Genomic DNA, 25,462 nt, shown 5'->3' with positions numbered 1-25,462 from the left:
CCTATGGCACGATTAAATGTAAAACCAACTCGGATGGAGCTCAATATTCTCAAAGAGCGCCTCAAGACAGCAACCCGGGGGCATAAGTTGCTCAAGGATAAGCGGGATGAACTCATGCGTCGCTTTATTGAAGCTGTGCGTGAGAATAATCGTCTGCGCCAAAAGGTGGAGGCAGCGCTGGTGGGCAATATGCAAGATTTCGTGATGGCCAAGTCCTTAGAGAGTGACCTTATGGTAGAAGAAATCTTTGCTGTTCCCACTCGAGAAGTGATGCTCCATATCGAGGAAGAAAATGTCATGAGTGTGCGCGTGCCCAAGCTCCATGCCCGTATCGATAATCCATACGGAGAGGATGAAGGGGACGTGGTTTATAGCTACCTCGCCTCCAACAGTCAAATGGATAGCACGATCCAAGAAATGGGGGATCTACTTCCAGATTTGCTCAAGTTAGCGGAAATCGAAAAAAGCTGCCAGCTCATGGCAGATGAAATCGAGAAAACCCGCCGTCGAGTGAACGGACTCGAGTATGCGACCATCCCAGACCTCAAAGAGACTATCTATTATATCGAAATGAAACTCGAAGAAGCCGAACGCGCCAACCTTGTCAGAATCATGAAGGTGAAGTAAGATACAAAGAGTTGTAGGCGTGTTCAATTACTTGAAAAAGACAAGAACCTCATCGAGGAGCCGCTCCTTGATGAGGCTTTTTTTGCGCCCTCGAACTCTTCTTCCAGGACCCTAATTTTATGTTACTAGTTTGTAACAATGTGACAAGAAAGACGAAATGTTACAAGAAAAATACAGTTTTGTTAAATAGCCAAAAAGGCCTTTTATTATTTTTAAATTGTGATAAGATAGTATGGTAGTTAATTTGTCCAAGAAAATCTTGAGCAAAAAAACAAAGAAAAAAGAGGATAAAAGATGAAATTAAAAGTTAATACGAAAGCCTTGATCGCTTCAACAGTAGCTCTTGCAGTGATTCCATTTACAAAAGCCACTGCAGAAACACTTGAAGATTGGGTAGCTCGCTCAGTAGATGAAATCAAACATGATATCCAACAAAGCGGTGAAAACCAACAAACTTATACCATCAAATATGGTGATACATTGAGTTCGATCGCAGAAGCGCTTGGAATCGATGTTCATGTGTTGGCAAACTTAAACAACATCAGCAACATGGATTTGATCTACCCAGGTACTGTTTTGAAAACAACAGTAAATGATCAAAAAGAAGTAACTTCAGTTGAAATCCAAACTCCTCAAGCAGGTGCGACAGATGCAACCGTTGCAAGTGCTGACTTGACAACAAACCAAGTGACAGTTGATGACCAAACAGTCGCTGTCAACGATTTGTCTAAACCAGTAAACGAAGATAACAAAGCTGTTCCAGTTGCTCCAGCAGCGGAAGCTCAAGAAGCCCCAGCGGAAGCTCCTGTAGTTGAAGTACCAGTAGCAGAAACACCAGCACAACCAGCTGTTCCAGAAACACCAAGCTACGGTGCTCCAGCTACCAATGTTGCAACTCAAAACCCAGAAACAGCCCCAGCTTCTGCTCCTGAAGCTCCAGCAACTCAACCAGAAGCTCCTGCTGAAACACCAGCTCCTGCAGACGAAGCTCCGGCAGCACAACCTGCAGCAGCAGAAACTGTCGCAGCACCAGAAGTGCAACCAGTAGCAGAAACCTCAACGAGCGGAAATACGATTCCAAATGATCCACACCTTCAACCACAAGCGGAAGCTTTCCGTCAAGAAATCGCTGCAAAATTTGGTATCACAAACATTGGTGGTTACCGTGAAGGGGATCCAGACGATCATGGTAAAGGACTTGCAGTGGACGTAATGGTACCAACCAGTTCACAACTTGGAGATCAAGTTGCCCAATATGCTATTGACAATATGGACCGTGCAGGTATCTCATATGTTATCTGGAAACAACAATTCTACATGCCAGTAGACAACATTTACGGACCAGCTAACACTTGGAACCAAATGCCTGACCGTGGTGGAGATACAGCAAACCACTATGACCACGTGCATATCTCATTTACCGAATAATTCAAACCAGAAACATCGAACTAGGCCTAGAGCCTAGTTCTTTTTTGTATGCACAAAAAAAGCCGGAAGAACAATCTTCCAGCCAGACGATGGTTATAAAATATGATCGACTTTTTCCACCTGATAAAGGGCAATCGCCATGATAATGGTTAAGACCAGTAGCATGAGGATAGCTGGTGTCCAAGAGTGGAAGAGAGATTTGCTGTAGCCGAAGAGGATGGGACCAAAGGCTGCAAAGACGTAGCCTCCTGTTTGGGCAAGACCGGAAAGTTGGGCTGTTTTTTCAGGTGTGCTGGATTTCATAGAGAAAGCGACCATGAGGTAAGGAAAGAGCGAACTAACGGAACTTCCAATCAGGGCATTTAATACCAACCAGTAGAAGAAGTTGCTGGTCGGGATTAAGAGCATGGCTACTCCCAGAATCCCTGCTCCGACAACAATGGCAAGCATCAAGCGTCGGTTGCGATCGGATAGTCGTGTGGTCAAACTTGGGATCGTCAAGGAGAATGGGAGACTGATCAAGGTGAACACTGAGGCAAGTAGCCCAGATTCAACCTTTGAAAGGCCAGCTTGAACAGCCATGGTCGGAAGCCAGGTCATACTTGTGTAGAAAAGCAGTGACTGCAAGCCTCCAAAAATCATGATAGCCCAGACATATTTATTGGTATACCACTTGCTACTAGATTCTGTAGTAGCCGTCTTTTTTAGATGGTGGTTGTAGCGAAGGTTAGGAATCCAGATGACCAAAGCAAGAGCACACAAGGCTGTCAAGATGTTGACCAAACCTTGCCAAGAAGTGGCTTTGGTGATCGGAACAGCGACAGAAGAGGCGATCGCTGTGGACATCCCCATAGAAGTGATGTACAAAGTGGTCAGAATGCCTAGTTGGCGGGGTCTGTTCGCCTGAATCAGGCTTGGAAGCAACACATTGAGAAAGGCGATGCCAGCTCCAATCAAGATGGTTCCCAGATAGAGGAAGGGGAGGTTGATAATCCGAATGGCAGATCCGATCGTCATTGCGATCAAAACTAGGAAAAAGAGGCGCTCAATCCCCAACTTTTTAGCAAATTGAATCGCAAAAGGTGAGAAAATGGCAAACGTGAGAAGTGGTAAGCTAGTCAATAGTCCCAGAGAGCTCACATCTACCCCCAAACCAGCAGCGATGTCAGACAAGACTGTCGGAAGCGTAGTAAATGGTGTTCGTAAAACAATCCCAAGCATAATGATGCCTGGGACGAATAGCATAGAATGTGTTTTTTTCATAAATCCTCCTCAGACAAAAATTCTCTTCATTATAACATAGATCGAGCATAAATTGGAGTATTTGTACAAATGAAGGAGAAGGACCGTAGTTTTCACTGCCGTTCGAACTTCGTCAACGTACCTAAGCTCACTAACGTTCGCTAAAGGAATAAGGAACGTAGTTCTCACTACCGTTCGAACTGCATCAATATCTCTAAATTCGGTTGAACTTTCTGAGTTCACCTCGCTCAGTTTTATAAGGACCGTAGTTCTCACTAGCGTTCGAACTGCATCAACGTAGCTAAGTTCACTAACGTTCACTAAGGTACGTAGAAAAAGCCACCGGTTTTGGTGGCTCTTATAGGGAGATTATTATGAAAAAGTTTAGGATTTTCTATCAAACAAAGTTAGGAGGTCTTTATTTGATGGTTTTATTATAAGGCGGTTTGCTTAAAGAAAACTTAAGAAAAGGCGCTGATCGAAAGAATCGGTCTGAAGTCTGAGATGCCTTTACTCACTGAAGAAATCAATGCCAGTTTTGTTGAGTTCATTGACCCGCAACATGAATTTTGTCTTGATTTGAATAAGCGGGCTTCCGAAATTTTCGAGTGCAATCAAACCTTCCAGGGCTTTTAGGACCTGCTTGGCACGGTAAACCCCTTCCTTGTCATTTAAGCCAAGGAGGGCATAGACCTGCATAAATTCTAACTGCATGGAAATACTGGTGTTTAAAATCGGTTTGCGCTTGCGAAGCTGGTTAATTGATTGAAGAAAATTCAGAGCTTCTAGGTAGAGTTCTTTTTTAATAAGATAGTTGGCCAGATTTAACAGCAAAGAGGCCAACGCATTGGCAGAGTAGGCAGAATAACTGCTTTCAAAAAGTTCCAAGGATTCCTTTCGAATCTTAGCGACGACTTCATAGGGCAAGACAGACAAAAGGGCAATGGTGAAGTCTTGCTCAATTTCATTTTGATAGGCAAACGGCACTTCTTGAGCGATTCGTTGAATCGAGACAGGTGCGTCTTCTAGGTGGATTTCTTTTCCCATCGCGTTATTGACATTGATTTCAAGCGAACGCAAATAGAGTTGCCAGAGCTCTTTGTTCTCCTCGGCAACAGGTGATTTTTCGTGCTTTAAGCGCTCAATAATGGACAGAAAATCCATGTTTTCTTGATTGATGTGTTTCATCAAAATGGGGCTGAAATTTTGAATGGTTAAGCCAGGATAATGGGACAAAAAGGTGTCCCAATCCACCCCCATAGACAGCAAGAGTCGAGAGAATGTCTCGATGGTTACTCCTTTTTGAGAACGCTCAAATTGGCTGAGGAACTGAGGAGAGACAATATCTGCAGCGACTTCTTTTAGAGAAAGACCGCGTGCTTCACGAATCTTACGAAATGTTGGACCAAATGGCGAAGATGAGGACATAGGGGGACTTCCTTTCAATTAGCATACCATTAGTATACCTCAAAAAAGGCTGGAATTAAACTCGGAGTTTAATTTTTGACAAAAAAACTAGAAATTCTTCGATTTTTAAGAAAAATGAAACTATAGTTTACATGGCCCTTTTTTAGGGAGGGATTTTTGATAAAATAAGGTCAATTCTAGAAGATACGCTTATAACAAAAGGAGATTTACAATGACGACACAAGAAATTTTACAGCTATTAGATGAAAAGCGCGTGCTCACAGCCCCTGCAGCAGTTGCTTGGGATGAAGTTCAGCGGCAACAAAACCGATTAAATCAAGCAGCGAAGAGACTCAATGGGCCAATTACGGTCACACTGGCTCTCAATCTTCTTTTTGCTTTTACGATTTTTCTCTTAGAACAAAGTCACCTGATGCACGGTTTTCTACTGATGCTCGGATTGATGGGTGGGTTGATTGCGATCAAATATTTTGTATTTGTAGCCCCAGCCAAGCAGGCTCTTGCCAATGCCCGGGCTCTTTATAACCAGGAAATCAGCCAACCAGCCTACCAACAAGGGATGCAAGGTTTCCCACAAAAATTTTATAATTACCACGACCTCTTCCGACTATATAACTTAATCGCAGAAGGCCGTGCCTCTACCTTACCAGAAGCCTACAATCTGCTTGAAATGCAACAATTCCATGAAACGCAAGTGAATCTGCAAGAGGAAGCCAATGCCCTACAAGCTGATATCGCACGTAGCTCAAGGGTCAGCGCTGTTGCTAATGTAGTCACTGCTTACAATACTTATCGCATCCACAAAGATATGTAATGTCAAAAAGATAAAAGATGAAAAAACCTCCCGAGAGTCATGATCGAAAATCAGAGCTCTCGTGGAGGTTATTTTGTTCTCCTGTAAAAAGTAGTTCCGCACGGCATCCATGTACTTAAGTTCACTGGTGCTTGTAAAGAGAATAAGGACCGTAGTTCTCACTGTCGTTAGAACTGCATCAACGTACCTAAGCTCGCTGATGCTCGTAAAGAGAATAAGGACCGTAGTTCTCACTGTCGTTCGAACTGCATCAATGTACCTAAACTCGCTGATGCTCGTAAAAAAATAAGGCACGTAGTTTTCGCTCCGCTCAAACTGCGTCAATATCTCTAAATTCGGTTGAACTCTCTGAGTTCACCTCATTAAGTATTATAAGGATCGTAGTTCTCACTGTCGTTCGAACTGCGTCAACGTACCTAAGTTCGTCTACGCCCCTATTGGACTTGACTCACTAAGGTACGTAGAAAAAAGCCACCGGTTTTGGTGGCTCTTATAGGGAGATTATTATGAAAAAGTTTAGGATTTTCTATCAAACAAAGTTAGGAGGTCTTCATTTGATGGTTTTATTATAAGGCTGATTTCTTAAAGAAAACTTAAGAAAAGACGCTGTTTATAAGAATCGGTCTTAGGTCTGATAAATTGTTACAACAGAAACTATTTAGATTTTTTTCTAAATAGAGTTGACAAACCCATCCGAAAGTACTAGAATCTATTTAGAAAGATATCTAAATAGATTAGAGGAGATAGAGAATGAATTTTGCACAAACATTTAAAGCTTTATCGAATCCGATAAGAAGAAGTATCATAGAACTGCTAAAGGCGGGGAAATTATCTGCTGGAGATATCGCTGGCCACTTTGATGTAGCAGGAGCGACCATTTCCCATCATTTAAGCCTCCTCAAGCAGGCAGATTTAATTCGAGAGGAAAAAGAGAAGAATTTTATCTACTATGAACTCAATACTTCAGTCTTGGAGGATTTAATGGTCTGGCTCGTTGATTTGAAAGGAGACTCTACTGATGAAAACGAATAAAAAACTATTGCTATTAACTTCTATGGTGATCCTTTTCCCCATGCTTTGGGGGCTGATGATTTGGTCGCAATTGCCTAACCAAATCCCGATTCACTTCAATTTTGCTGGCCAGGCCAATAACTTCCAATCGAAACCCCTGGTTGTGTTTGGTCTTCCTATTTTCGATCTCATGGTGCATCTGTTTGTGATCTTTATGATCGGACGTGATCCTAAGAATAGCGCTATGAATGAAAAAATGATCAGAGCGATTTACTGGTTGACCCCAATCGTTTCCTTAAGTACCTCCTATCTCATTTATAGCAAGGCGCTAGGATCTACTACCAATCCATCTGTTTTTGTTTCGGCTTTGCTAGGGCTCATCTTTGTAATCATGGGCAACTACATGCCCAAGCTAAAAGTGAACCATACGGTTGGAATCCGCCTCCCTTGGACCTTACAGAGTGAAGATAACTGGCACAAAACCCATCGCTTGGCAGGGAAGTTGTGGGTCCTCGGAGGGTTGATCCTTCTACTTGAAGCAGGACTTCAGTTTGCTGTCCCTTATGTAATGGGGATCGTCATCCTCGCAATTGTTCTCATTCCGATCCTGTATTCTTATCAACTAAGTCGGATAAGTCGTTAGTATAAAAAACGTAAAAACCAGTGGAAATCCGTGTTAGGGTAACTTCTACTGGTTTTTATAGTGCTTGATTTCATCGTTTTCTTAGCCAAAACAAATTGAAAAAAGAGCGCACCAAATCCCTTCATCTGAAATTGTTTCAGATGAAGTTTCGCTATGAAGGACATAGCCCAGATAACAACATGATGGAATCTTTCTTTGGCATTTTAAAATCAGAAATGTTTTATGGTTATGAGAATATATTTAAGTCGCTTAATCAATTGGAACAAGCTAATGTAGACTATATTGATTATTACAACAACAAACGAATTAAGGAAAAACTAAAAGGATTTAGTCCTGTGAAATACAGAACTAAATCCTTTGGATAGCCTATTTGTCTAACTTTTTGGGATCAGTACACCCTGTTTCAATTAAATTAATTCATATTTTTTGAAATTAATCCGTAGATATCATTCTGAAAAGCATTGATATTACGCTATTTTTAATCCAACTGAAACTCATACTTTCCAAACCAGGTCTTAAGAAAGCTCGTAAAGCATCACAATTATCAAAACGTTAATCAACACGCTTATATCAACGTTTACAGACATTTAAGAAATTTCTCTTGGATGTCTTTTTTTGTCTAGCTTAATTTTACAAATTGGGCAATTTAGGTTACTCAATAATATAAAAAATATAAAAATTTAAAGTTCGAATTTTAATTTTAAAAAAAGTAATTATTATTGAATATCTGTTCAAACATTCTTTCTTTTATAAGGTTAATATAAGTATATATACTTTAAAAAAGGAAGTCAAACATCTTGCTCATAGATTTTTGCATTTTTAAAAAATACATTTTGTCATATAATAATGTGGGAAATTGACGGATTCCTTAAATAATCATATAATACGAATATGTAAACCCTTACATACTATTCTACTTATACTTGATAAAATGCAAGTCCTTGAGGATCTATAAATATATAGACACTCTTCTATTTATAAAGTGAAATAAAGAATCACGGAGAAAGTTTATGGATATTAAAGAGACATTCAACCAGCTAGACAATACAAAATTTAATGATTTCAATAATCGCCTTGAAGGTTTTGAGAAACTTTTTAAAGACAAAAATTATTTTACCCATCCCGAAGATTTTAGCTCAATCTTTAGCATTTTGGTAAAGTATGGAAAAAGTACAAGTAAATATATTTTATCGAAAGGAGAGATATATGAGTGAAATAGTTATTAATGCTCAGAATTTATCTAAAAATTTTTATAATTTTGATTCAAGACTCCCATTTATCAAGAGATTTTTGAAACGTAATCAAATAACGATTCGAGCTGTTCAAGATATTAGTTTTACGATTAAGAGAGGGAGTATAGTTGGCTTTATTGGGAGTAATGGAGCTGGTAAATCCACAACGATTAAAATGTTGACTGGGACTCTTTATCCTAGTTCCGGAAAATTAGAAGTGAATGGAGAAATTCCATTTAAAAGAAGTATAAATTTTAGAAAAAAAATTTCAATAGTAGTAGGAAATAAATTACAGTTATTTCAAGATGTTTCGGCTATGGATTATTTTCAATTGATTGGTACTTTATATGAGGTAGAACCGGCGATTTTACAAGAACGAATTCAGGAATTAAGCAATTTGTTGAATGTAAAAGATCAGCTTTACCAGCAGGTCCGGACCCTCTCTCTTGGACAAAAAATGAAAATGGAGTTTATCGCGGCATCTTTAACAAGTCCGGAAATATTATTTTTAGACGAGCCTACTATAGGGTTAGATATACAGTCTAAAAAAGATATCAGAACATTTTTAAAGAAAATGAATGAAGAATGTCATACTACTATTATTTTAACGAGTCATGATATGGATGATATTTCGTCTGTTTGTGACGAATTAATCGTCATTGACAAAGGAAAAATTATTTTGCAGGAGTCAATGGATGTTATTTTATCTAAATTTTCTGATTTTAAATATTTAAAGATAAAAATGACATTAGATTTGGTACCAGAGTTATGCTCTGTTAAAGGAGTAGTAGTCATTTCTCAAACAAAATCGGAATGTATACTAAAAATACCTAGAGATTTTGTCTTTGAGACATTAGAATCAATCAATAAGCTTGTAGATATAGAAGATTTTGAAATATCAAATCTTTCTTTAGAAGAAATTATTTTACAAAACTATTTTACAAAAAAGGAGCACAATTGAAAAAAGAAATGTCTATTATTCTGATATCATTTCGATCTATTTTGAACTATAAATCAAGTGTACTATTGTTAATGTTACAGGCAAGTATACAAATTATGATATCAGTATTTTTATGGACGTATATATATCAGAGTAACCAGATAAATATAGCAGGATATGATTTTACCTCAATGGTTCAATACTATTTGGGGACTATAATTTTTTCATATTTTGTTTTTTATCCAGTTGATTGGGAAATCAATGACGATGTTCATTCAGGAAATTTTTTTAGCATATTAATAAAACCTGTTACTTTTTATAAGTATTATTTTTGTAAAATGCTTGGAGATAGGCTTGCTCATTTATTATTTATCATCATTCCTGTCATTTTATTCTCCAGTGTTTATTACAAGAATGAGTTATTAACCATTGAAATTCTTATTTTAGGAAGTATTGCAATTATTCTATCTATGGTTCTATGGTTTTTAATATCATGTTGTGTAGGTATGCTTTCTTTTTGGTTAGAAAATATATTTTTTGTCCTTACTGTTAAAGAAATAGTAATTCAGTTTTTATCAGGAATATTATTGCCTTTAAGTTTTTTTTCAAATAATTTTCGTCTGTTTTTAGATGTATTACCTTTTAAATACTTAGTATATGAACCGCTTCAGATGTTTAGTAATGATACATATAAATTAATAGACTATTTGAGAATTATTTGTATTCAATTGATTTGGTGCATCATTTTTTATATTATATCAAGATTCATATTGAGAAAAGGAGTGGAGCACTTCTCAAATGTGGGAGGATAAAATGTTTAGAATAAAAGTAATTTTTAGGCTACTTCATTTTGGTTTTAAATCTGATATGAATTTTCATTTTGACTTCTTTTGTGGTCTATTTTCGTCGATACTGTGGATTGGTTTACCTATTGTATTTTTTAGATTGATTTTCTTAAACATAGACTCTTTTAATGGTTGGGACTATTATCAAATTTTATTTTTGGTAGGTTCCTACACTATTGTAGATGGAGTTATGATGGGATTGTTAATTAGAAGTATGGGAATTTTAGAATCAGATATTTTGAGTGGTAACTTGGATCAAATTTTATTGAGGCCGTTTGATACTCAGTTGTTCTATATTTTTAGATCATTTAATTTAGTTCAATTCGTGAATACTTTTTTTGGTCTTGCGATCATTTTTATAAGTTATGGAAATTTAAATGTACATTTAAATTCATTAAAAATATTATTTTATATCCTTTCTTTAATGTGTGGTTGTATTATATATTATTCAATTTGGTTTCTAATAACGATTAGTTCATTTTGGTTCCCAACTAAATTTTCAAAAGTAGATGTATTTTTGAATTATATTGGAATTTCTAAGTATCCATATAATATTTTTACAGGTATTAACAGATTGATCACTATGTTATTTGTTCCCAATTTATTAATTGCCAATCCTGCAGTATTAATATTTTTAGGGAAAGATACATTGAACCTATTTTTCTATCAAATAGTTTTTACAGTTTTTTTGATTATTATCAGTCGTACAATTTTTAGAAAAGGATTGAAAAAATATGAAAGTGCAGGAAGATAAACAATGTTGTTCAGTTATATGTTTGACTAAAGGAAGTGATTCGCTGTACTTTGTTTTGTGGTCATTGAAACATCAGATAATTATAAACTATAATTTAAAGAATAGTATTATTAACTTATAGGTGCTAAGAAAAAATTTAAAGAAATTCCCTCATTCAATCAAACTTATTCATATTTTTTAAAATAAGAAAATAGTTGGATTTTGATGATGGTTGATATAAAGCTAAACTGAAAGTACCTGAAATCCAACTGTGTCAAACCAGGTCATACGATCTGTGAGAAAAAGAACACATAACAAAAAGAGGAGCTTCACAATAAAGTTCCTCTTCTTTTATATATCCGAATCATTATTCTTATTTCAAAAAAGGTAGTGAAAAAGGTAGTGATTCGGTTGATTTATATTGCAATGTAGTGAAATTTAAAATTTCAAGAATCGCTTAAAATCAAGGTTTCTCACATCTATTGACGTGTAGTGAATCCCTATTTCACTTCTGTAAAGGTTAAGTATTATCTATTTTAGCTGTTAGAAACGTTTATATATCAACGTTTTTGTAATGTTCCTTAGTGAAAGGTAGAGCGAATGGTAGAGTAGTTATTGCGTTAGTTCAGCAATCTTATCAAGATAAATACCCACAGCTTCTAACTTTCGTTGTGGTGCTAATTCAGCGTAAGTATCCATTGTAGTTGAAATTGATTTATGTCCCATTCTGACTTGGAGTTCTTTCCAGTTTGTGCCAGCATTAAGCAACATTGAAGCATGAGTGTGTCGGAATAAATGGAAACCATAATCTGGTAATCCTAGACCTGCTAATCTATTCTTGAGAGTTGTTCGCTCGTTTCTATCACACATATAGTTTCCGTATATTGTTGGGAAAATCAATTTTGTTTCAGGTTTATTGTGTAATTTAAGATACTCGTTCATTTCATTGTGAAAATCTCGAAGTTCTTCAAGTATAGACAAAGGAACTGGAATAGAGCGATTACCTGCATCGGTTTTTGGAGTTGCTTTACAGATGACTTTCCCTTTTGTTCCAGTCTTTTTGTTAGCGGTTTTCCAAAGTAATGTTTTGTTGACACTAATGGAGGATTCTTCGAAGTTCAAATCATCAATTGTCAATGCCAGTAACTCATTTATACGCAAGGCTGAAGCTAAGAGTGTGTTACAAATCAACTTAAACCGTCGATTGGCTCTACTGTTATCTAAACTTTCAAGATAATTAAGCCACCTAGCGAGACTATCATCATGTAAAACCATGATACGTTGCTTGCTAGACTTGGGCTTGGGTGGAATCTTGATAGTGTTGACAGGGTTAGAGGTCAGACCATAGTTAGTAATGCCATAGTCAAAAATATCTTTCAACTTATGGATGACAGCACCGAAATCTTTTGCACATCCTTTATTTGCACGCTTCACACCAGATTCAACTGATTTTTTTGATTTCTTTGCTAGGTCATTTAACCATAGCTGAATATCGGCAGATTCAATTTTACCTGGTTTGTAATCTCCGAATTTAGGAATAATATAATTATCTAGGTAGCCCCTTACCCTATTTAATGTATTATGTGAACTAACCCAAGTTTGATAAGCTTGAAACCAAGCTTCAGCTAAATCTTCCAGCGTATTAATAGACACATTCTCTTTTCGAGTAAATCTATTTCTTTCAAATTCTAAGCGAGCTTGAATAACTTCTCTATCAAGTTGCTTAAGTGTTTTTGCAGTAATAGTTGTTGTGACCTGTTTACCAGTTTTAACATCCTTACCAAGAAATGCTCCTTTCAGTGTATATGAAATGGATTTATCTTTTTTGATTTTTTTAATGACCTTTTTGCCATTATGGATAATTGTTTCAGTTTCCATGTTTGCCTTTCTTCAGGGATATTGAAGTAGGCTAAAATAGTTACCACTCTTTCTTTTAGATAGAACTATTTTAGCACAAATTTTCAATATTAGGATTGTAAGAAGTTAATAACATCATCTAGTAAATAGAAGACAGTTCGTGTTCCTTCAATTGGAGGTTCTAATCTTTTTAATCCTTTTTGTTCCCAAGTTTTTAGTGTATTCGGAGAGATATTCAACTGCTTCAGTAATTCTCGTTGTTGAATTATCTCTAGCGGTCTGTTCTGCTCTTTGATTTGAATGAGCTTGATAAGTGTTTGCAATAATTGTTCAATTTGTTCTAACTTTTCGTTATTCATCGCTGTCTTTCTCCTCTGCATTGGTAGCTTGGAACCGATTTGGATTATGCCGTCGAGAATCTAGATATTTGGCGAAGAAATAGGTGCGTTCAATAATGAGTCCTAACAAATTTGTATTGTTTGCTCGTGCATACCAAACTAGCTCTTCAAATTCGGTAAAGTCATTTTCTTCGATAATATCAACTGCTTCATGAATAAAATCTGATGTCTTCGCCTCCATTAAGAATTTATCCAAATCAAAGCCACAACCAACTTCAATATCTTCGATATTGTAAGGGGTCTTGTCAGGATTTTCTGCATGTGTAAAATAGTCAAATAAACCTGTTGGAGACATAACAACTTCGACATGTGCTGGACCGTTTAGTTTATCGCTGATGATATTTGATACTTGGGAATAGCTTTTCAACGAATCAAAGAAGAAAGCACCGTGTTTGTGTGACTTTTTGAACTCTCCTGTTTGTCTATTGACGTCCTTATCATGCCAAGGACTAAGAATAAAGGGGATATGAAGTTCCTCTAAGATATTCAAGTAGTCTTCAGGAACACTCTCCTTGTAAAAGAGAAATGTCCATTTGGTTGAACGTTGTTCTTTTGCCATATATCTTTACCTCGCTTGTTATTATCGTTCTATCTATAGGAGAATATGAGTGCAGTTTTCGGAATTTTTTGAACAAAATTTGTGATTATTGATTATTGAGCTATTGGGGGTCGTAGTAACCCCAATAGCTCATAGTTGAATGGAACATAATAAAAGGGGGGCTGTTTGGCTCTTGCTAATGCAAGCCACAGCCCCCAAAGATTAACGTTTTTTACCAGTGAACCATAATTGATTGCCTACTCGAATAGGAGCTGAGAAATAGTAATCAGTATGCTGACTAGCAATTTCCTCTTTTAATAGTGCTTCCATATCCTTTAGAATTTTTTGTCCCTGTTGGTCTCTTGGAACTTTGATGAAGATAGTGACAGAATCAGTCTGAATATCAACCATACATTTACGGACAGCTAGATTAAATCCGTTGTTTACAGGGGTTGATGTTGGTACAGTCTGATGTTCAGGACTTGTTACTTTCTGCACTTTTTCACGTTGAAATAAGAAATTTCTAAGAGAAAAAGTATGATAAATAGATTTCGCATAGTTCATAAGTCTGTCTGTTTTCCACCGTTTGACAATTTCTATTCCAATCAATACCAAGGATAAGGACAAGCAAATGAGAGCTAGTCCGTAACTAATAGAACTGATTTTATCAGTAATAGTTGTGACAGTCTCCAACTTGAACAGAGTATTGGTATTCAATTGAATAGATAGACTATTGAAAAGCCAACCGAACAAATACAAGATAGGAGCGATGAGAAGCAGATTCAGAATGAAATTGAAACTTCTCATGAAATAGGTTTTAGTTGTCATAGGATACCTCGTTTAGTGTAGTAAGTTGGGCAGAGCAGAGGGAGAACCTGATAAGGGTGTTCATTATCAATAACTTGAATGATACCTGTACCATGTCCAGTTGGAATAACAATCCCTTCAGGATCTAAGTCAGGAAATAAAAATTGGGTGGTTTTCTGATTGATATTTCCAATTTGCAATAATACGTTAAGCTGTTCCCTTACTGATATGGGAATGCTGTTATGGTCAAAACGCTGGCTTACCAAAAAGAGATGGATTTTGGTAGCACGTCCCAACAAGGCAATCTGTGAGAGTAAGGAGAAAAAGGCTTCTTTGATGTTCTTATTGACTCCCTCTGATAGAGCAAGCACTTCATCAATGACAATGGTTAGATGGGTAAATTGATGGTTAGGATTATCATACAAGATAGCTTGCCTTTTCTGAATGAGAGTTGCACACTGACTTAATTGCTCATTAACCTGTGAAACAAAATCGGATTTTGAACGATTTTCGACAGGGTGGATAACCGCAATGTGATTTTCTCTAGCCCATCGGCTTGGTGTATCGAATTTTGGGTCAATTATAATTAAGTCAGACATATGTTTCGGAACACTCAGAAAGTACGTTAAAGCATAGCTTTTCCCAGAGCCTGAATTTCCAGCAATAGCCCAGTGATTTATCTTTTCAAGGTTTAGTTCAAAGTGCTTCATAATGGGAATTTTTCCTTGTGGTAGGCTAGCTGAAAATTTATCCAAATCAGGAATAGTTAAACGTTCTGAAATTCCTCTTTCCCAAGGGAAGAATAAACCACGTTTAATGTGTAAGTCATCCGTTTCTAGAGGGACAAAATAGGTAGCGTTTTGTTTTAGGAGTGTGTATTGTGGATAAAGTGAAGCATTGGCAATCAGATAGATTTTTTTGTACAGGTCATCATCAAGGATATAGGCACATGGCAGACGAGGGACAAAGATAAACCCGTCTTCTTGAATAACAATATTAAAAGAATTGGTGTAGCTGGTTTCTCCCTGCATTAAAGCCCCCAGAGCCATGTTTAGGCTCTGGAGCAGGTAAGATTGCAGGTAAGATGGGTTCAGCACATCACGAGATTGTGAACTCATTACCGAACCTCCTTGATACCATTTGCTCGGAAGTAAATGTTATATTTTACTTCGCAGGCTTGTAGAGTGTCAAATTGAATCATGGATTGAAAAGCTGGAAGCTCAATCGTATCTTCAAATTTTACTTGGAAAGGGTCTTGCCCTTCCTGTACAAACCATGCTTTATAGGCTACGATTTCTCCGGTTGGTTTTCCTTCTTCAAACCGTTGTTGTGGTTCAAGTTCGGTACTAAGTGAGTAAATCGGTTGTTTTTGACTGATAATTTTATCAGCCAACGTAGTTGTATAACCACCTTTTGTGGTTTTCATTTTGAATGCCATCGGCAGTTCCTCCTGTGTAAATAGAAAATAATGTGAATGAGCCATGCTCGGTTTTAATCATGAGCTGGATACTGTATCTAGGTCATATCTATCACCTCCTATATATAGGAGATTCAGGATATGGTTTTCGGAATTTTTTGAAAAAAACTAGTAGTCTTTTTGTTGACTACTAGTTAATTTATTATGATTGTATTTTTTTAAGAACCTGTTTACAGGCTTCCTTATAGTACTTTTTAGCAGTCTTATCAGACCGACCAACTAGTTGACTAGCTTTTGTAGCATTTAGACCATTTTCAAATATAGCTTTAAAAACGATACGATGTTTTTCATCTAATTCAGCTAATGCCTCACAATAAAGTTGCTCTTCAACTTCCATGATGGTATAGTCTTCACCAGAACAAGAATTACTTTGAATAAGTTCTTGAAGTGTCGTTTCACGTCCATCATTGGATACAATGAAGTCTAAACTGGATACTTGATGGTATCTAATTTTACGTTGATAGTTTGCTTCTTCTTTATCCATGTCATTTAGAATTTTCAACCAAAACTCTTGTTTATCTGGTTCAAGATTAGCTACTAATTCGGCGTTTGTTGGGTAATGTGTTAGCATATACACCTCTTCTAACAGCCTGTTTTAGGAACAGAAAGAAGCGTATATGAGCAAAAATTGATTGCCGATAGGTGCAAAATGGCACACCAAATAGACGGCGAAACAATTCTATACAAGATATAACCTTTATCGCTATATCATCATATCTGTTTCAATCCGTTCCATTTGGTGGCCACCATTTGGGACTGTATTAAATATTTCTGCAAGATTTCTCTTACACTATTATCTTACTCAAAATCTAATGAGGTTTTGTATTATGCTCTTCGTTAGAAAATGGTAAAATATAAATGAGTGGGAGGCAGAAATCGCATGCTATCTAAGGAAGACAAACAAAAAGTAAAAGAGATTATTGAAGCTAATAAATGGTATACATATGAGGAAGCTGAATCTGAGTTGAGAAAGCATTGGAATCCTGATAACGATAAAGATGGTGATTACTTAACCATGAAACGTAGTCAGATTCAAAAGATATTGCGTTCAGACATTATCGGCACTTATTTGGAAATTCATAAACGAAAAAAAGACCAGTCTGACGATGACTGGTTTATCAAAACTATTTATGGTTGGCCTCAAAAAGAACAATTCTATCTAGATTATAGCGATGGAACAGAAAAAGAGTATTATGAGGAACTACATGTATTTCCCAAATATGATAAGCTTTTCTTGGATTCGGATTTGGAGCAGAGTATAATTTTATCAGCTTTTGATGAATTGCTGAATGATGTTGATAAAGTTGAAATGAGGGAGATTTATGAGGAACTGAATGGATCATTTGGCAAAGGGAAAACTCCATTTTTAATGACAGAACCATATCTTTTTGCATTGAAACACGAAATAGAGAGGCGACAATACCCTACGAAAATTCTTTATCTTGATCCACATTCGCCCAAAGAAATCCTTTCTAGGCTGTCAGAAAAATCAACCCAAGAAAGCCTCCAAACCGAAATGTTTTCTGTGATAGATGAATTTATTCAAAATGTTAATGACAAAGTATCTATTCATCAATCAGCACGAGATGTTGAAAAGCAAAGATTTCAAGAGATTTCAAGTTTTTTCAAAAAATGGGAATTCATTTATCCCTCACAAATAATGGCATTAGAGAGTGTACTCATAAATGAGGGGCTTCTTGAAAAATTCAATAATACTTTTCAAGTGTTTAGCCAACCGTTTGAATATGTGATTGATGGTGATATCATAAAAAACAAGCTAATTAAAAAATATTTATCAGAAAATGCTGAATCGCTCTCTAGAGATGAATTAGTTCAAGGGCTAAAAAAATCTATTTATTCATTTGAAAAATATGAACTGACAAAATTTGAGATTGCTTTATCAAAAGATACAGAATTTATAAGTGATTCAGCTATGTTCAGATATAAGATTTCTAGGCGAATACATCAAATATTTAGAAGTTTAAATGTGGATTCCATTCTATTTGAATCACTTGATAATGCAGGGATTCATGAATAGTATTAATGTATTTTTAATTTAGTAAATTATTAACCGAAAATAACATTTAGTAAAAAATTAAAATTAGGAGGATACTATGTTTAATAATGTAGCTGTTAATGCAATTGACCTAACAAAAGATTTTCTACTGGAAAAAAATAAGAAGGTGTCGGTACTAAAGGGAGTGACATTATCCGCGGATTATGGTGAATTTATCTCCATATTAGGTATCAGTGGCTCAGGAAAGTCAACTTTGCTAAATTGCTTAGCAAGTTTATCAGAGCCATCTAGTGGCGAGGTTGTTATAAATGGTGTGAATCCATATAGGCTAAAAGATGGCAAACTGGCTAAATTTAGATGTGAAGACATTGCTATTATTTTTCAAAATTATAATCTAGTTCCTGCTCTACCAGCATTGGAAAATGTTACACTACCTCTAAGACTTTCAGGGAAGACTGCCGATAGGAATCAAGTAAAAACCTTATTGGATAATCTGAATTTTAAAGCCGACCTATCGTCATTAGTATCAACACTATCAGGAGGAGAACAGCAGAAAATTGCTATTTCTCGTGCTATTTTATCAGATAGTAAGGTTATTTTTGCTGATGAGCCGACTGGTGCTTTAGACAGTATTTCTCGGAACTTGATTTTTGAATCGCTTAGAAAGATGGCTGATGAGGGGAAGTGTGTTTTAATGGTTACACATGACATTGAGCTTGCATCTAAAACAGATAAAGCATTTATTTTAAAAGATGGTTACATTTCGCAAGAAATTACTAATCCATCAGCAGAAGAACTTTATCAGGCTCTTGAAACTATTGGCAAGTGAGGTGAGAGTATATGTTAAGACTTATTGTGTATCAGTTTCAGTATTCAAAGAGACAATGGTTTGGGACAATTCCATTATTACTTGTATCTAGCCTGATTGTTGGGACATCTTTATTTGGCATTACTAGCTCATCAAGAACTTCAAATATTAATGCTTCGCAACTTTTTCAGATGTTGATTATATTTGGAGGTACTACTCTATTTTTTCTCATTTCAAATAATATAAGATTGCTAATAGACATATTTAGAAAGGACTACGAGTTATGGACTATCTTAGGTGCGAGTAAATCTCAGCTATCTTTACTTGTAGCTGGTCAATTTTCTATAATGGCAGTCATTGTTAGCAGTTTTGGGACAATCCTTTCCTTCGTTGTGACAGATAGTTACTATAAATTTTTACAAAATTTATTAGGAAGAGATGAATTACCTGATTTGGTTATTACATCCAATATTCAGACTGTATTATTGAGTATTTTAATAGTACCAACAATTGTTGGATTAGGAGCTTATTTTTATTCTATTCGATTATTAAAAAAAGAATCAAATTCAAAATCAAATGGTAGAAATTGGAGAGTTAAGGCGACTAAGTTTATTAATATTTCTGTTCGTCTATTCTTATGGTTATTGTGTATAGGTATTATTATTTCAGCAGGTTTTACCAATAATAGAGAAGTGATTGTGATACAATCTGGTATGATTTTATTTTTATTGATTACTCATATATTAATTATTCAAGTTCTATCTCCGTCCACCCAGATTTGTTTAATAAAATTATTAATGAAGATTCTCCCATCTGAAAATTATGCAATCAATACAAGTTTTTGGAACCTACTATACAATCCTAGTTATTTGAAGAGTATACAGACTTCGATGACTATGGGGATAACTCTCATTTCTGGATTCATCCTCTATACCAGAAATATGTACTCATTTATGGATACTATAAATAGTGTCCACGAAGCAAGAGCCTCCTTCATTGCCTATCTATCTGCACCAATTGTGCTTATTATTACTAGTTTTATTTCTATCACAATATTATCTTCTAATAAAGACATTGAAGATATTAGACAGTTACAAATATTGGGCATAACAAAATTACAACTTTTTAAAATACGTATTGCAGAAGCAATAATGCACTCAATAATAATTTCATTGGTCTCTGTAATTTTTAATGCTATTGTGTTAATGTTAGTAAGCTTTATAGGGCAACGTTTAGGGCAGAGTTTAGCAGAAATAGCAGGTTTTTGGCAACCTAGCCTTATTATTCTTTGTTTGTTAGTTATCTTTTATTGTATTACAAAGGGGTTTTATTTATTTAAAGATAGATAAATTGGAAAAGTTATAGAGAGGATTACAATGTCAAGTGATAAAATTTTTGAAATACCTATTCCTAGTGATAATGATGGATTTGTTGTTTTAAAATGTCCAATTTGTAGTGAAAAATTTATGATTCAAGTCCAAGATGTAAATGATGATAGCTTGATAGATGTTTGGTGCCCTAAGTGTGGTCTCAAGAGTGATAATTATTTAGATGATGATGTAAATGATTTGGCAGAAAATATAATTCAAAACTATGTTGCTGATTTATTAAATGATTTTTCGAAGGATATGGAGAGAACATTTAGAAACAATAAAAATATACAATTTAAAGGAAGTAATAAGATAGCTAGGGAATCAGAAATGCCAATTGGAAGAAAGGTTGGAGACTTCGAAGAGAAAAAATACTTGTGTTGTGATAAAGTAGTAAAATTACGAACTACAACAAAATTCGAAGGCGGTTATTGTCCGTTTTGTGGGGAGTTAGTAGATGGAGATTAATAAAAAAGAACTTAGAAAAATTAGCAGAAGATTTAGAACATTGGCTTCAAATGTGATGAATGCTTATTTCGGAGAACAGACAGATGCATTAATAGAATTTATAGATTATGTTAAGGGGACATCTTTGATATTTGATTATGTTGAGAGCTTAGCTTATGATATAGAGGGGTTAGAATCAGAACTCGATAAAATTGCTTCCTCATATGGAAGTAAAGCTTTAGAACTGGGGGCTGATAGCCGTAGAAGAACTTATCTTTTATATAGAGCTTTTGACTATATTGCCCTTAAAAAGTTGTCTACAACTGATTTTGGACGGTACTATGCACATAGTAAAAAATATCAAGATATGGCAAAAGCATTTGGTGATAGGTTGATTTATCCATTTGTTATAGAAATTGAGGAGTATATTAAGGATATTGCGACCGATATGGGATTTGATAATGATAGTTCATATTATATAACGATTAATAGTTCAGGAGTACAAGTAAATATTGCTGAACATGGTAGTACAGTTAATGCTGAGCAAGGAAATATCATTAATAAAGAGGAAATTTTTAGAGCCATAAAGAATGTGGAGGATGCTATTGAAACAATAGGAAATAGTGAATCTAAATCAGTACTCAAGCAAAACTTAGAGATTGTTAAAAATGAGGTTCAAGAAGTACAACCTAAAAAGGCAATTTTGACTTCAGCTTTTAATACAATGAAATTCATCGCAACTACTGTTGCCTTAACCCCTGATTTAGCAGAAGGAATTAAATTGCTTGCCTCAGTAATTGGAATAAAAATCTAAGAAAGAGACATTTTTTAGGTGAGAATATATGAAAAGCTACAAATTGTAACTTGGAATATAAAAGCTCTGCAAAAACATAAAAAATCAAAAAGCCCTGCCATCGAAATGATAGCAGGGCTTAACTTCAATATCCAAATGATATATTTATCTAAAAAGGTAGAGTAAAAGGTAGAGTTCTTATTGATTTGTAGCACAATTTATTGAAATCCAAAAATTCAAAAATCGCTTTAAATCAATATTTTGACGCCTGTTGACGTGTACTGAACCCCTTACTTAACCTCTGTAAACACAACGTGTTTGCGAAGTTTTGGTGAGTATTTCTTCAATTGAAGACGGTCTGGAGTGTTACGTTTGTTTTTAGAAGTAAGGTACAAGCGTTCACCAGATTCTTTGTGTTCAAGTGTAATATTTACGCGCATGGTATCTCCCTTCTATTATTCAGCTGATGCAGCTTTAGCGATCTTACGTCCTTTGTAGTATCCTTTAAGTGATACACGGTGTGAACGTGAGTAATCTCCAGTTGCTTCGTCAAAGTTTACAGATGGAGCTGTTACTTTGTAGTGCGTACGACGTTTGTTTTTCTTCGCTTTTGATGTGCGACGTGCAGGTACTGCCATTTCGTTTTTCTCCTTTTAAGATATAAATTCAATTAGGTTTGATTTTCATCAACTTTAACAGTATAACAAAACTTTTTTGTAAAGTAAAGTTACTTGACAAAAAATTGTTAAAAAAATCTCCCGCCCCATCAAATGGAACAGGAGTTCTCCTTAAAGGTCTATTTCAAATGGCTCATCAATCGTTTCCGAAACGTATTTGCCATCCTTTTTTCGTTGTTTGACACATTCTGTCAGCAGGTACTCGATCTGCCCATTGACCGATCGAAAGTCATCTTCTGCCCATGATGCGATAGCAGCATATAACTTGGCTGACAATCTAAGTGGAATCTGTTTTTTCTTTTGGTCAGCCATTCTTAATAGAGACTTCCCGTATTAACAATTGGTTGTGCATCATGATTGCCACAGAGAACGACAAGAAGGTTCGAAACCATGGCAGCCTTCCGTTCTTCGTCTAGCTCTACAATCTCTCCTTCGCTCAGGCGTTCAAGGGCCATTTCAACCATCCCAACTGCTCCGTCGACAATCATCTTCCGCGCATCGATAATGGCAGAAGCTTGTTGGCGTTGAAGCATGACAGCTGCGATTTCTGGAGCATAGGCCAAGTAGGTAATACGAGCTTCTAGAATTTCGAGTCCAGCATCTTTTACACGTGCTTGAATCTCTTCTCGAATACGACTGGCCACAATTTCACTGGAGCCTCTTAGGCTACCCTCATCTGCCTGGCCGTCTCCTGTCGTATCGACATTAGGAGCTACATCATAAGGATAGATGCGGACAATATTACGAAGAGCACTATCACACTGCAATGAGAGATATTCTTTGTAGTTATCTACATTGAAGACTGCTTTAGCCGTATCCACTACACGCCAAGTGACTGCAATACCGATTTCTACAGGATTTCCCAAACAGTCATTAATCTTCTGACGAGAGTTGTTCAAGGTCATCACTTTTAAGGAAATATTCTTTTTACCTGTCTCGATAGAAATATTGTTACCTTCTGCTGTTTTACGGACAGACATGGGTGACTTGGTGGTGACATCACCACTTTGGCCCAAGCGGGTGTTATTGGCAGGATTGACAGCGACACAGAAGGGATTGACAAAGTAAATACCCGCTTCTCGAATGGTTCCAATATAGTTCCCAAACAAGGTCAAAACCAAGGCCTCTTGCGGTTTAATGATTTTAATCCCCGCATAGCACACCAGACTAGCAATAAAGAGAAAAATACAGGTAATAACTGCAATCGCAAGTGGAAAACCTTCTGGTAGACTAGCAATCGCACTAATAAATGCTAAAACTAAGACGAGATCCCCAACTAGCAAGCATATAAGGGCAGCTAAGCCGTTTTTCTTTTGGGTTAAAATTTTTTCTTCCATGGGACGAACCCTTCTTTCTTTGTGATATCTAAATGATATCACTTTGCTTACAAAAGTCAAGATATAACTGTAAATTATTTTAGCAAGAAAGCGAGCAAGCTGAATTGTCTGAAAATTCAAGAATTTTCTTCTGTCGTCTGCTCCTCCAAAGTTCTTGCCTATCTTTGTGGCCTCTTTTATGCTATAATAGTAAAAAATGTAACGAGAGGAATGACATGACAGAATTAGACAAACGCCATCGTAGTAGTGTCTACGATAGCATGGTAAAATCTCCCAACCGTGCCATGCTTCGCGCGACGGGAATGACCGATGAAAGCTTTGAAAAACCAATTGTCGGAGTGATTTCGACATGGGCGGAAAATACCCCTTGTAACATCCACCTTCATGATTTTGGAAAATTGGCCAAAGAAGGTGTGAAAGATGCAGGTGCTTGGCCGGTCCAATTTGGCACCATTACAGTTGCGGATGGGATCGCTATGGGAACACCAGGGATGCGCTTCTCCCTAACGTCACGTGATATCATCGCGGATTCTATCGAAGCGGCTATGGGCGGTCACAACGTCGATGCTTTTGTAGCCATCGGGGGCTGTGATAAGAACATGCCTGGCTCGATGATCGCCATTGCCAATATGGATATCCCGGCGATCTTTGCCTATGGTGGTACCATTGCACCGGGTAATCTGAACGGCAAGGATATCGACTTGGTTTCTGTTTTCGAAGGGATCGGGAAATGGAACCATGGTGATATGACCGCTGAAGAAGTGAAAGATCTTGAATGTAATGCCTGCCCTGGCCCTGGTGGCTGTGGTGGGATGTATACGGCTAACACCATGGCGACAGCGATTGAGGTCCTTGGGCTGAGCTTGCCCGGTTCCTCTTCTCACCCTGCTGAATCAGCTGATAAAAAGGCGGATATCGAAGAAGCAGGTCGTGCAGTTGTGAAGATGCTGGAGATGGGACTCAAACCTTCTGACATCTTGACCCGTGAAGCTTTTGAAGATGCGATTACAGTGACCATGGCGCTCGGTGGTTCTACCAATGCCACTCTTCACTTGCTTGCGATCGCTCACGCAGCTAATGTGGACTTGACGCTGGAAGACTTCAACGATTTCCAAGAGCGCGTACCTCACTTGGCAGACTTGAAACCTTCAGGGAAATACGTTTTCCAAGACCTTTACAATGTCGGTGGCGTGCCAGCTGTCATGAAATACCTTCTGAAGAATGGGTTCCTTCATGGGGATCGTATCACCTGTACTGGTAAAACAGTAGCTGAGAACTTGGAAGCCTTCGCTGATTTGACACCAGGTCAAAAAGTCATCATGCCACTTGAAAATCCAAAACGTGCGGATGGTCCATTGATCATCTTGAAAGGGAACTTGGCTCCTGAAGGGGCGGTTGCTAAAGTATCAGGTGTGAAAGTTCGCAACATCACAGGTCCTGCTAAGGTCTTTGACTCGGAAGAAGCTGCCATTGAAGCCGTTCTTTCAGACGAAATCGTGGATGGCGACGTTGTTGTTGTTCGTTTCGTAGGTCCGAAGGGTGGTCCTGGTATGCCGGAAATGCTGTCCTTGTCATCTATGATCGTTGGGAAAGGCCAAGGAGACAAGGTGGCCCTCTTGACAGACGGACGCTTCTCAGGTGGCACGTACGGTCTCGTTGTCGGACACATCGCACCTGAAGCTCAGGTCGGTGGCCCAATCGCCTACCTCCACACAGGGGACATGGTGACAGTTGACCAAGATACCAAAGAAATCACCATGCATGTCTCAGACGAAGAGTTAGCAAAACGGAAGGCTGAAACAACCTTGCCACCACTCTATAGCCGTGGGGTTCTGGGTAAATACGCCCATATCGTTTCTTCAGCATCACGTGGTGCAGTGACCGACTTCTGGAATATGGAACAGTCTGGTAAACAATAATTGCAAGGACGACTTTGTCCAAATAGAGAGTGGGACAGAAATCGGTCATTCGTTAGAATTCGATTTCGTCGTCC

The 25,462-nt window shown here is 37.0% G+C and carries 28 protein-coding genes and 2 pseudogenes; 17 read left to right on the top strand and 13 right to left on the bottom strand.

Features of this window, described 5'->3' with window-relative positions; translation table 11 throughout:
• The first annotated feature begins 3 nt into the window (after window positions 1-3).
• Together ADG03_RS07850 and ADG03_RS07845 are read left to right on the top strand one after the other, a co-directional pair.
• On the top strand, window positions 4-627 hold the full coding sequence (locus ADG03_RS07850; protein WP_003009455.1) for a V-type ATP synthase subunit D: 624 nt from the start codon (window positions 4-6) through the stop codon (window positions 625-627).
• Window positions 628-921: 294 nt separating this feature from the next.
• Entirely contained in the window at window positions 922-2,055 is a 1,134-nt protein-coding gene (locus tag ADG03_RS07845; RefSeq protein WP_049472648.1) for a LysM peptidoglycan-binding domain-containing protein, read from the top strand.
• Between the two features lie 93 nt (window positions 2,056-2,148).
• Here ADG03_RS07845 and ADG03_RS07840 read toward each other — a convergent pair whose 3' ends face one another.
• Window positions 2,149-3,318, bottom strand: a complete 1,170-nt coding sequence (locus tag ADG03_RS07840; protein ID WP_049472647.1) for a CynX/NimT family MFS transporter — start codon at window positions 3,316-3,318, stop codon at window positions 2,149-2,151.
• A 489-nt stretch (window positions 3,319-3,807) separates the two neighbouring features.
• Entirely contained in the window at window positions 3,808-4,725 is a 918-nt protein-coding gene (locus ADG03_RS07835; protein ID WP_049472646.1) for a helix-turn-helix domain-containing protein, read from the bottom strand.
• A 211-nt stretch (window positions 4,726-4,936) separates the two neighbouring features.
• Here ADG03_RS07835 and ADG03_RS07830 point away from each other — a divergent pair, with 211 nt between their 5' ends.
• The 8 genes and pseudogenes from ADG03_RS07830 (at window position 4,937) to ADG03_RS07795 (ending at window position 10,964) form a co-directional block, all read left to right on the top strand.
• Window positions 4,937-5,539 (top strand): hypothetical protein, encoded by a 603-nt coding sequence (locus tag ADG03_RS07830; RefSeq protein ID WP_049472645.1) that lies wholly within the window; start codon window positions 4,937-4,939, stop codon window positions 5,537-5,539.
• A 750-nt stretch (window positions 5,540-6,289) separates the two neighbouring features.
• Entirely contained in the window at window positions 6,290-6,571 is a 282-nt protein-coding gene (locus ADG03_RS07825; protein ID WP_049472644.1) for an autorepressor SdpR family transcription factor, read from the top strand.
• Entirely contained in the window at window positions 6,558-7,193 is a 636-nt protein-coding gene (locus ADG03_RS07820) for an SdpI family protein (protein WP_049472643.1), read from the top strand. The genes ADG03_RS07825 and ADG03_RS07820 overlap by 14 nt, the downstream gene beginning before the upstream one ends.
• 158 nt (window positions 7,194-7,351) lie before the next feature.
• Window positions 7,352-7,558, top strand: a pseudogene (locus tag ADG03_RS07815) (IS3 family transposase); the annotation flags it as partial.
• Between the two features lie 645 nt (window positions 7,559-8,203).
• Window positions 8,204-8,407 carry a hypothetical protein gene (locus tag ADG03_RS07810; protein ID WP_049472641.1) on the top strand — a complete coding sequence of 68 codons (204 nt, stop codon included), beginning with the start codon at window positions 8,204-8,206 and terminating at the stop codon, window positions 8,405-8,407.
• Window positions 8,400-9,386 (top strand): ABC transporter ATP-binding protein, encoded by a 987-nt coding sequence (locus ADG03_RS07805; protein ID WP_003010129.1) that lies wholly within the window; start codon window positions 8,400-8,402, stop codon window positions 9,384-9,386. Before ADG03_RS07810 ends, ADG03_RS07805 begins: the two co-directional genes overlap by 8 nt.
• Window positions 9,383-10,177, top strand: a complete 795-nt coding sequence (locus tag ADG03_RS07800) for an ABC transporter permease (protein ID WP_003013825.1) — start codon at window positions 9,383-9,385, stop codon at window positions 10,175-10,177. Before ADG03_RS07805 ends, ADG03_RS07800 begins: the two co-directional genes overlap by 4 nt.
• Before the next feature lies 1 nt (window position 10,178).
• Window positions 10,179-10,964 carry an ABC transporter permease gene (locus ADG03_RS07795; RefSeq protein ID WP_003013947.1) on the top strand — a complete coding sequence of 262 codons (786 nt, stop codon included), beginning with the start codon at window positions 10,179-10,181 and terminating at the stop codon, window positions 10,962-10,964.
• A 591-nt stretch (window positions 10,965-11,555) separates the two neighbouring features.
• Here the strand turns inward: ADG03_RS07795 and ADG03_RS07790 are convergent.
• The 7 genes from ADG03_RS07790 to ADG03_RS07760 all read right to left on the bottom strand — a co-directional run bounded on the left by ADG03_RS07790 (window position 11,556) and on the right by ADG03_RS07760 (window position 16,591).
• A complete protein-coding gene (locus ADG03_RS07790; RefSeq protein WP_003009474.1) occupies window positions 11,556-12,821 on the bottom strand; it encodes a tyrosine-type recombinase/integrase in 1,266 nt (421 codons plus the stop codon).
• 89 nt (window positions 12,822-12,910) lie between these two features.
• Complete coding sequence (locus ADG03_RS07785; protein ID WP_002941172.1) at window positions 12,911-13,159, bottom strand: MerR family transcriptional regulator; 249 nt, start codon at window positions 13,157-13,159, stop codon at window positions 12,911-12,913.
• On the bottom strand, window positions 13,152-13,757 hold the full coding sequence (locus ADG03_RS07780) for a replication protein (protein WP_003009480.1): 606 nt from the start codon (window positions 13,755-13,757) through the stop codon (window positions 13,152-13,154). The genes ADG03_RS07785 and ADG03_RS07780 overlap by 8 nt, the downstream gene beginning before the upstream one ends.
• A gap of 201 nt (window positions 13,758-13,958) precedes the next feature.
• On the bottom strand, window positions 13,959-14,564 hold the full coding sequence (locus ADG03_RS07775) for a DUF502 domain-containing protein (protein WP_003009483.1): 606 nt from the start codon (window positions 14,562-14,564) through the stop codon (window positions 13,959-13,961).
• Window positions 14,561-15,661: a P-loop NTPase family protein gene (locus ADG03_RS07770; RefSeq protein ID WP_049472640.1), complete on the bottom strand. Its 1,101-nt coding sequence runs from the start codon at window positions 15,659-15,661 to the stop codon at window positions 14,561-14,563. Before ADG03_RS07770 ends, ADG03_RS07775 begins: the two co-directional genes overlap by 4 nt.
• Window positions 15,661-15,981 carry a hypothetical protein gene (locus ADG03_RS07765; protein WP_037608226.1) on the bottom strand — a complete coding sequence of 107 codons (321 nt, stop codon included), beginning with the start codon at window positions 15,979-15,981 and terminating at the stop codon, window positions 15,661-15,663. Before ADG03_RS07765 ends, ADG03_RS07770 begins: the two co-directional genes overlap by 1 nt.
• Before the next feature lie 181 nt (window positions 15,982-16,162).
• The gene (locus ADG03_RS07760; protein ID WP_003009492.1) at window positions 16,163-16,591 is read right to left on the bottom strand and encodes an RNA polymerase sigma factor; all 429 of its coding nucleotides are present in this window, start codon (window positions 16,589-16,591) and stop codon (window positions 16,163-16,165) included.
• 309 nt (window positions 16,592-16,900) lie between these two features.
• On the opposite strand from ADG03_RS07760, the gene ADG03_RS07755 reads away from it, so the two are divergent.
• From ADG03_RS07755 to ADG03_RS12005, 6 genes and pseudogenes are all read left to right on the top strand, one after another.
• Window positions 16,901-18,058 (top strand): hypothetical protein, encoded by a 1,158-nt coding sequence (locus ADG03_RS07755; protein ID WP_049472639.1) that lies wholly within the window; start codon window positions 16,901-16,903, stop codon window positions 18,056-18,058.
• 76 nt (window positions 18,059-18,134) lie between these two features.
• The gene (locus tag ADG03_RS07750) at window positions 18,135-18,866 is read left to right on the top strand and encodes an ABC transporter ATP-binding protein (RefSeq protein WP_003009498.1); all 732 of its coding nucleotides are present in this window, start codon (window positions 18,135-18,137) and stop codon (window positions 18,864-18,866) included.
• Window positions 18,867-18,877: 11 nt separating this feature from the next.
• Complete coding sequence (locus tag ADG03_RS07745; protein WP_003009502.1) at window positions 18,878-20,194, top strand: FtsX-like permease family protein; 1,317 nt, start codon at window positions 18,878-18,880, stop codon at window positions 20,192-20,194.
• A 27-nt stretch (window positions 20,195-20,221) separates the two neighbouring features.
• A complete protein-coding gene (locus ADG03_RS07740) occupies window positions 20,222-20,683 on the top strand; it encodes a hypothetical protein (protein WP_049472638.1) in 462 nt (153 codons plus the stop codon).
• Window positions 20,673-21,476: a hypothetical protein gene (locus ADG03_RS07735; protein WP_003009509.1), complete on the top strand. Its 804-nt coding sequence runs from the start codon at window positions 20,673-20,675 to the stop codon at window positions 21,474-21,476. The genes ADG03_RS07740 and ADG03_RS07735 overlap by 11 nt, the downstream gene beginning before the upstream one ends.
• A gap of 87 nt (window positions 21,477-21,563) precedes the next feature.
• Window positions 21,564-21,667: pseudogene (locus tag ADG03_RS12005) on the top strand (FanG protein); the annotation flags it as partial.
• A 78-nt stretch (window positions 21,668-21,745) separates the two neighbouring features.
• Here ADG03_RS12005 and rpmG read toward each other — a convergent pair.
• From rpmG to ADG03_RS07715, 4 genes are all read right to left on the bottom strand, one after another.
• Entirely contained in the window at window positions 21,746-21,895 is a 150-nt protein-coding gene (gene rpmG, locus ADG03_RS07730; protein ID WP_001265622.1) for a 50S ribosomal protein L33, read from the bottom strand.
• Between the two features lie 15 nt (window positions 21,896-21,910).
• Window positions 21,911-22,093, bottom strand: a complete 183-nt coding sequence (gene rpmF / locus ADG03_RS07725; RefSeq protein WP_003009516.1) for a 50S ribosomal protein L32 — start codon at window positions 22,091-22,093, stop codon at window positions 21,911-21,913.
• 150 nt (window positions 22,094-22,243) lie between these two features.
• Window positions 22,244-22,444 (bottom strand): type II toxin-antitoxin system antitoxin, encoded by a 201-nt coding sequence (locus ADG03_RS07720; RefSeq protein WP_003011522.1) that lies wholly within the window; start codon window positions 22,442-22,444, stop codon window positions 22,244-22,246.
• Window positions 22,445-22,446: 2 nt separating this feature from the next.
• Window positions 22,447-23,469 carry an SPFH domain-containing protein gene (locus ADG03_RS07715; RefSeq protein WP_045764088.1) on the bottom strand — a complete coding sequence of 341 codons (1,023 nt, stop codon included), beginning with the start codon at window positions 23,467-23,469 and terminating at the stop codon, window positions 22,447-22,449.
• Window positions 23,470-23,684: 215 nt separating this feature from the next.
• Here ADG03_RS07715 and ilvD point away from each other — a divergent pair, with 215 nt between their 5' ends.
• Window positions 23,685-25,388, top strand: coding sequence for a dihydroxy-acid dehydratase (ilvD, locus tag ADG03_RS07710; protein WP_049472637.1), 1,704 nt, complete (start codon window positions 23,685-23,687; stop codon window positions 25,386-25,388).
• Window positions 25,389-25,462 lie beyond the last annotated feature (74 nt).

This window comes from Streptococcus parasanguinis, from assembly GCF_001069785.1.
GTDB classification, from domain to species: Bacteria; Bacillota; Bacilli; order Lactobacillales; family Streptococcaceae; genus Streptococcus; species Streptococcus parasanguinis_T.
This window is presented reverse-complemented; position numbering and strand designations above follow the sequence as displayed.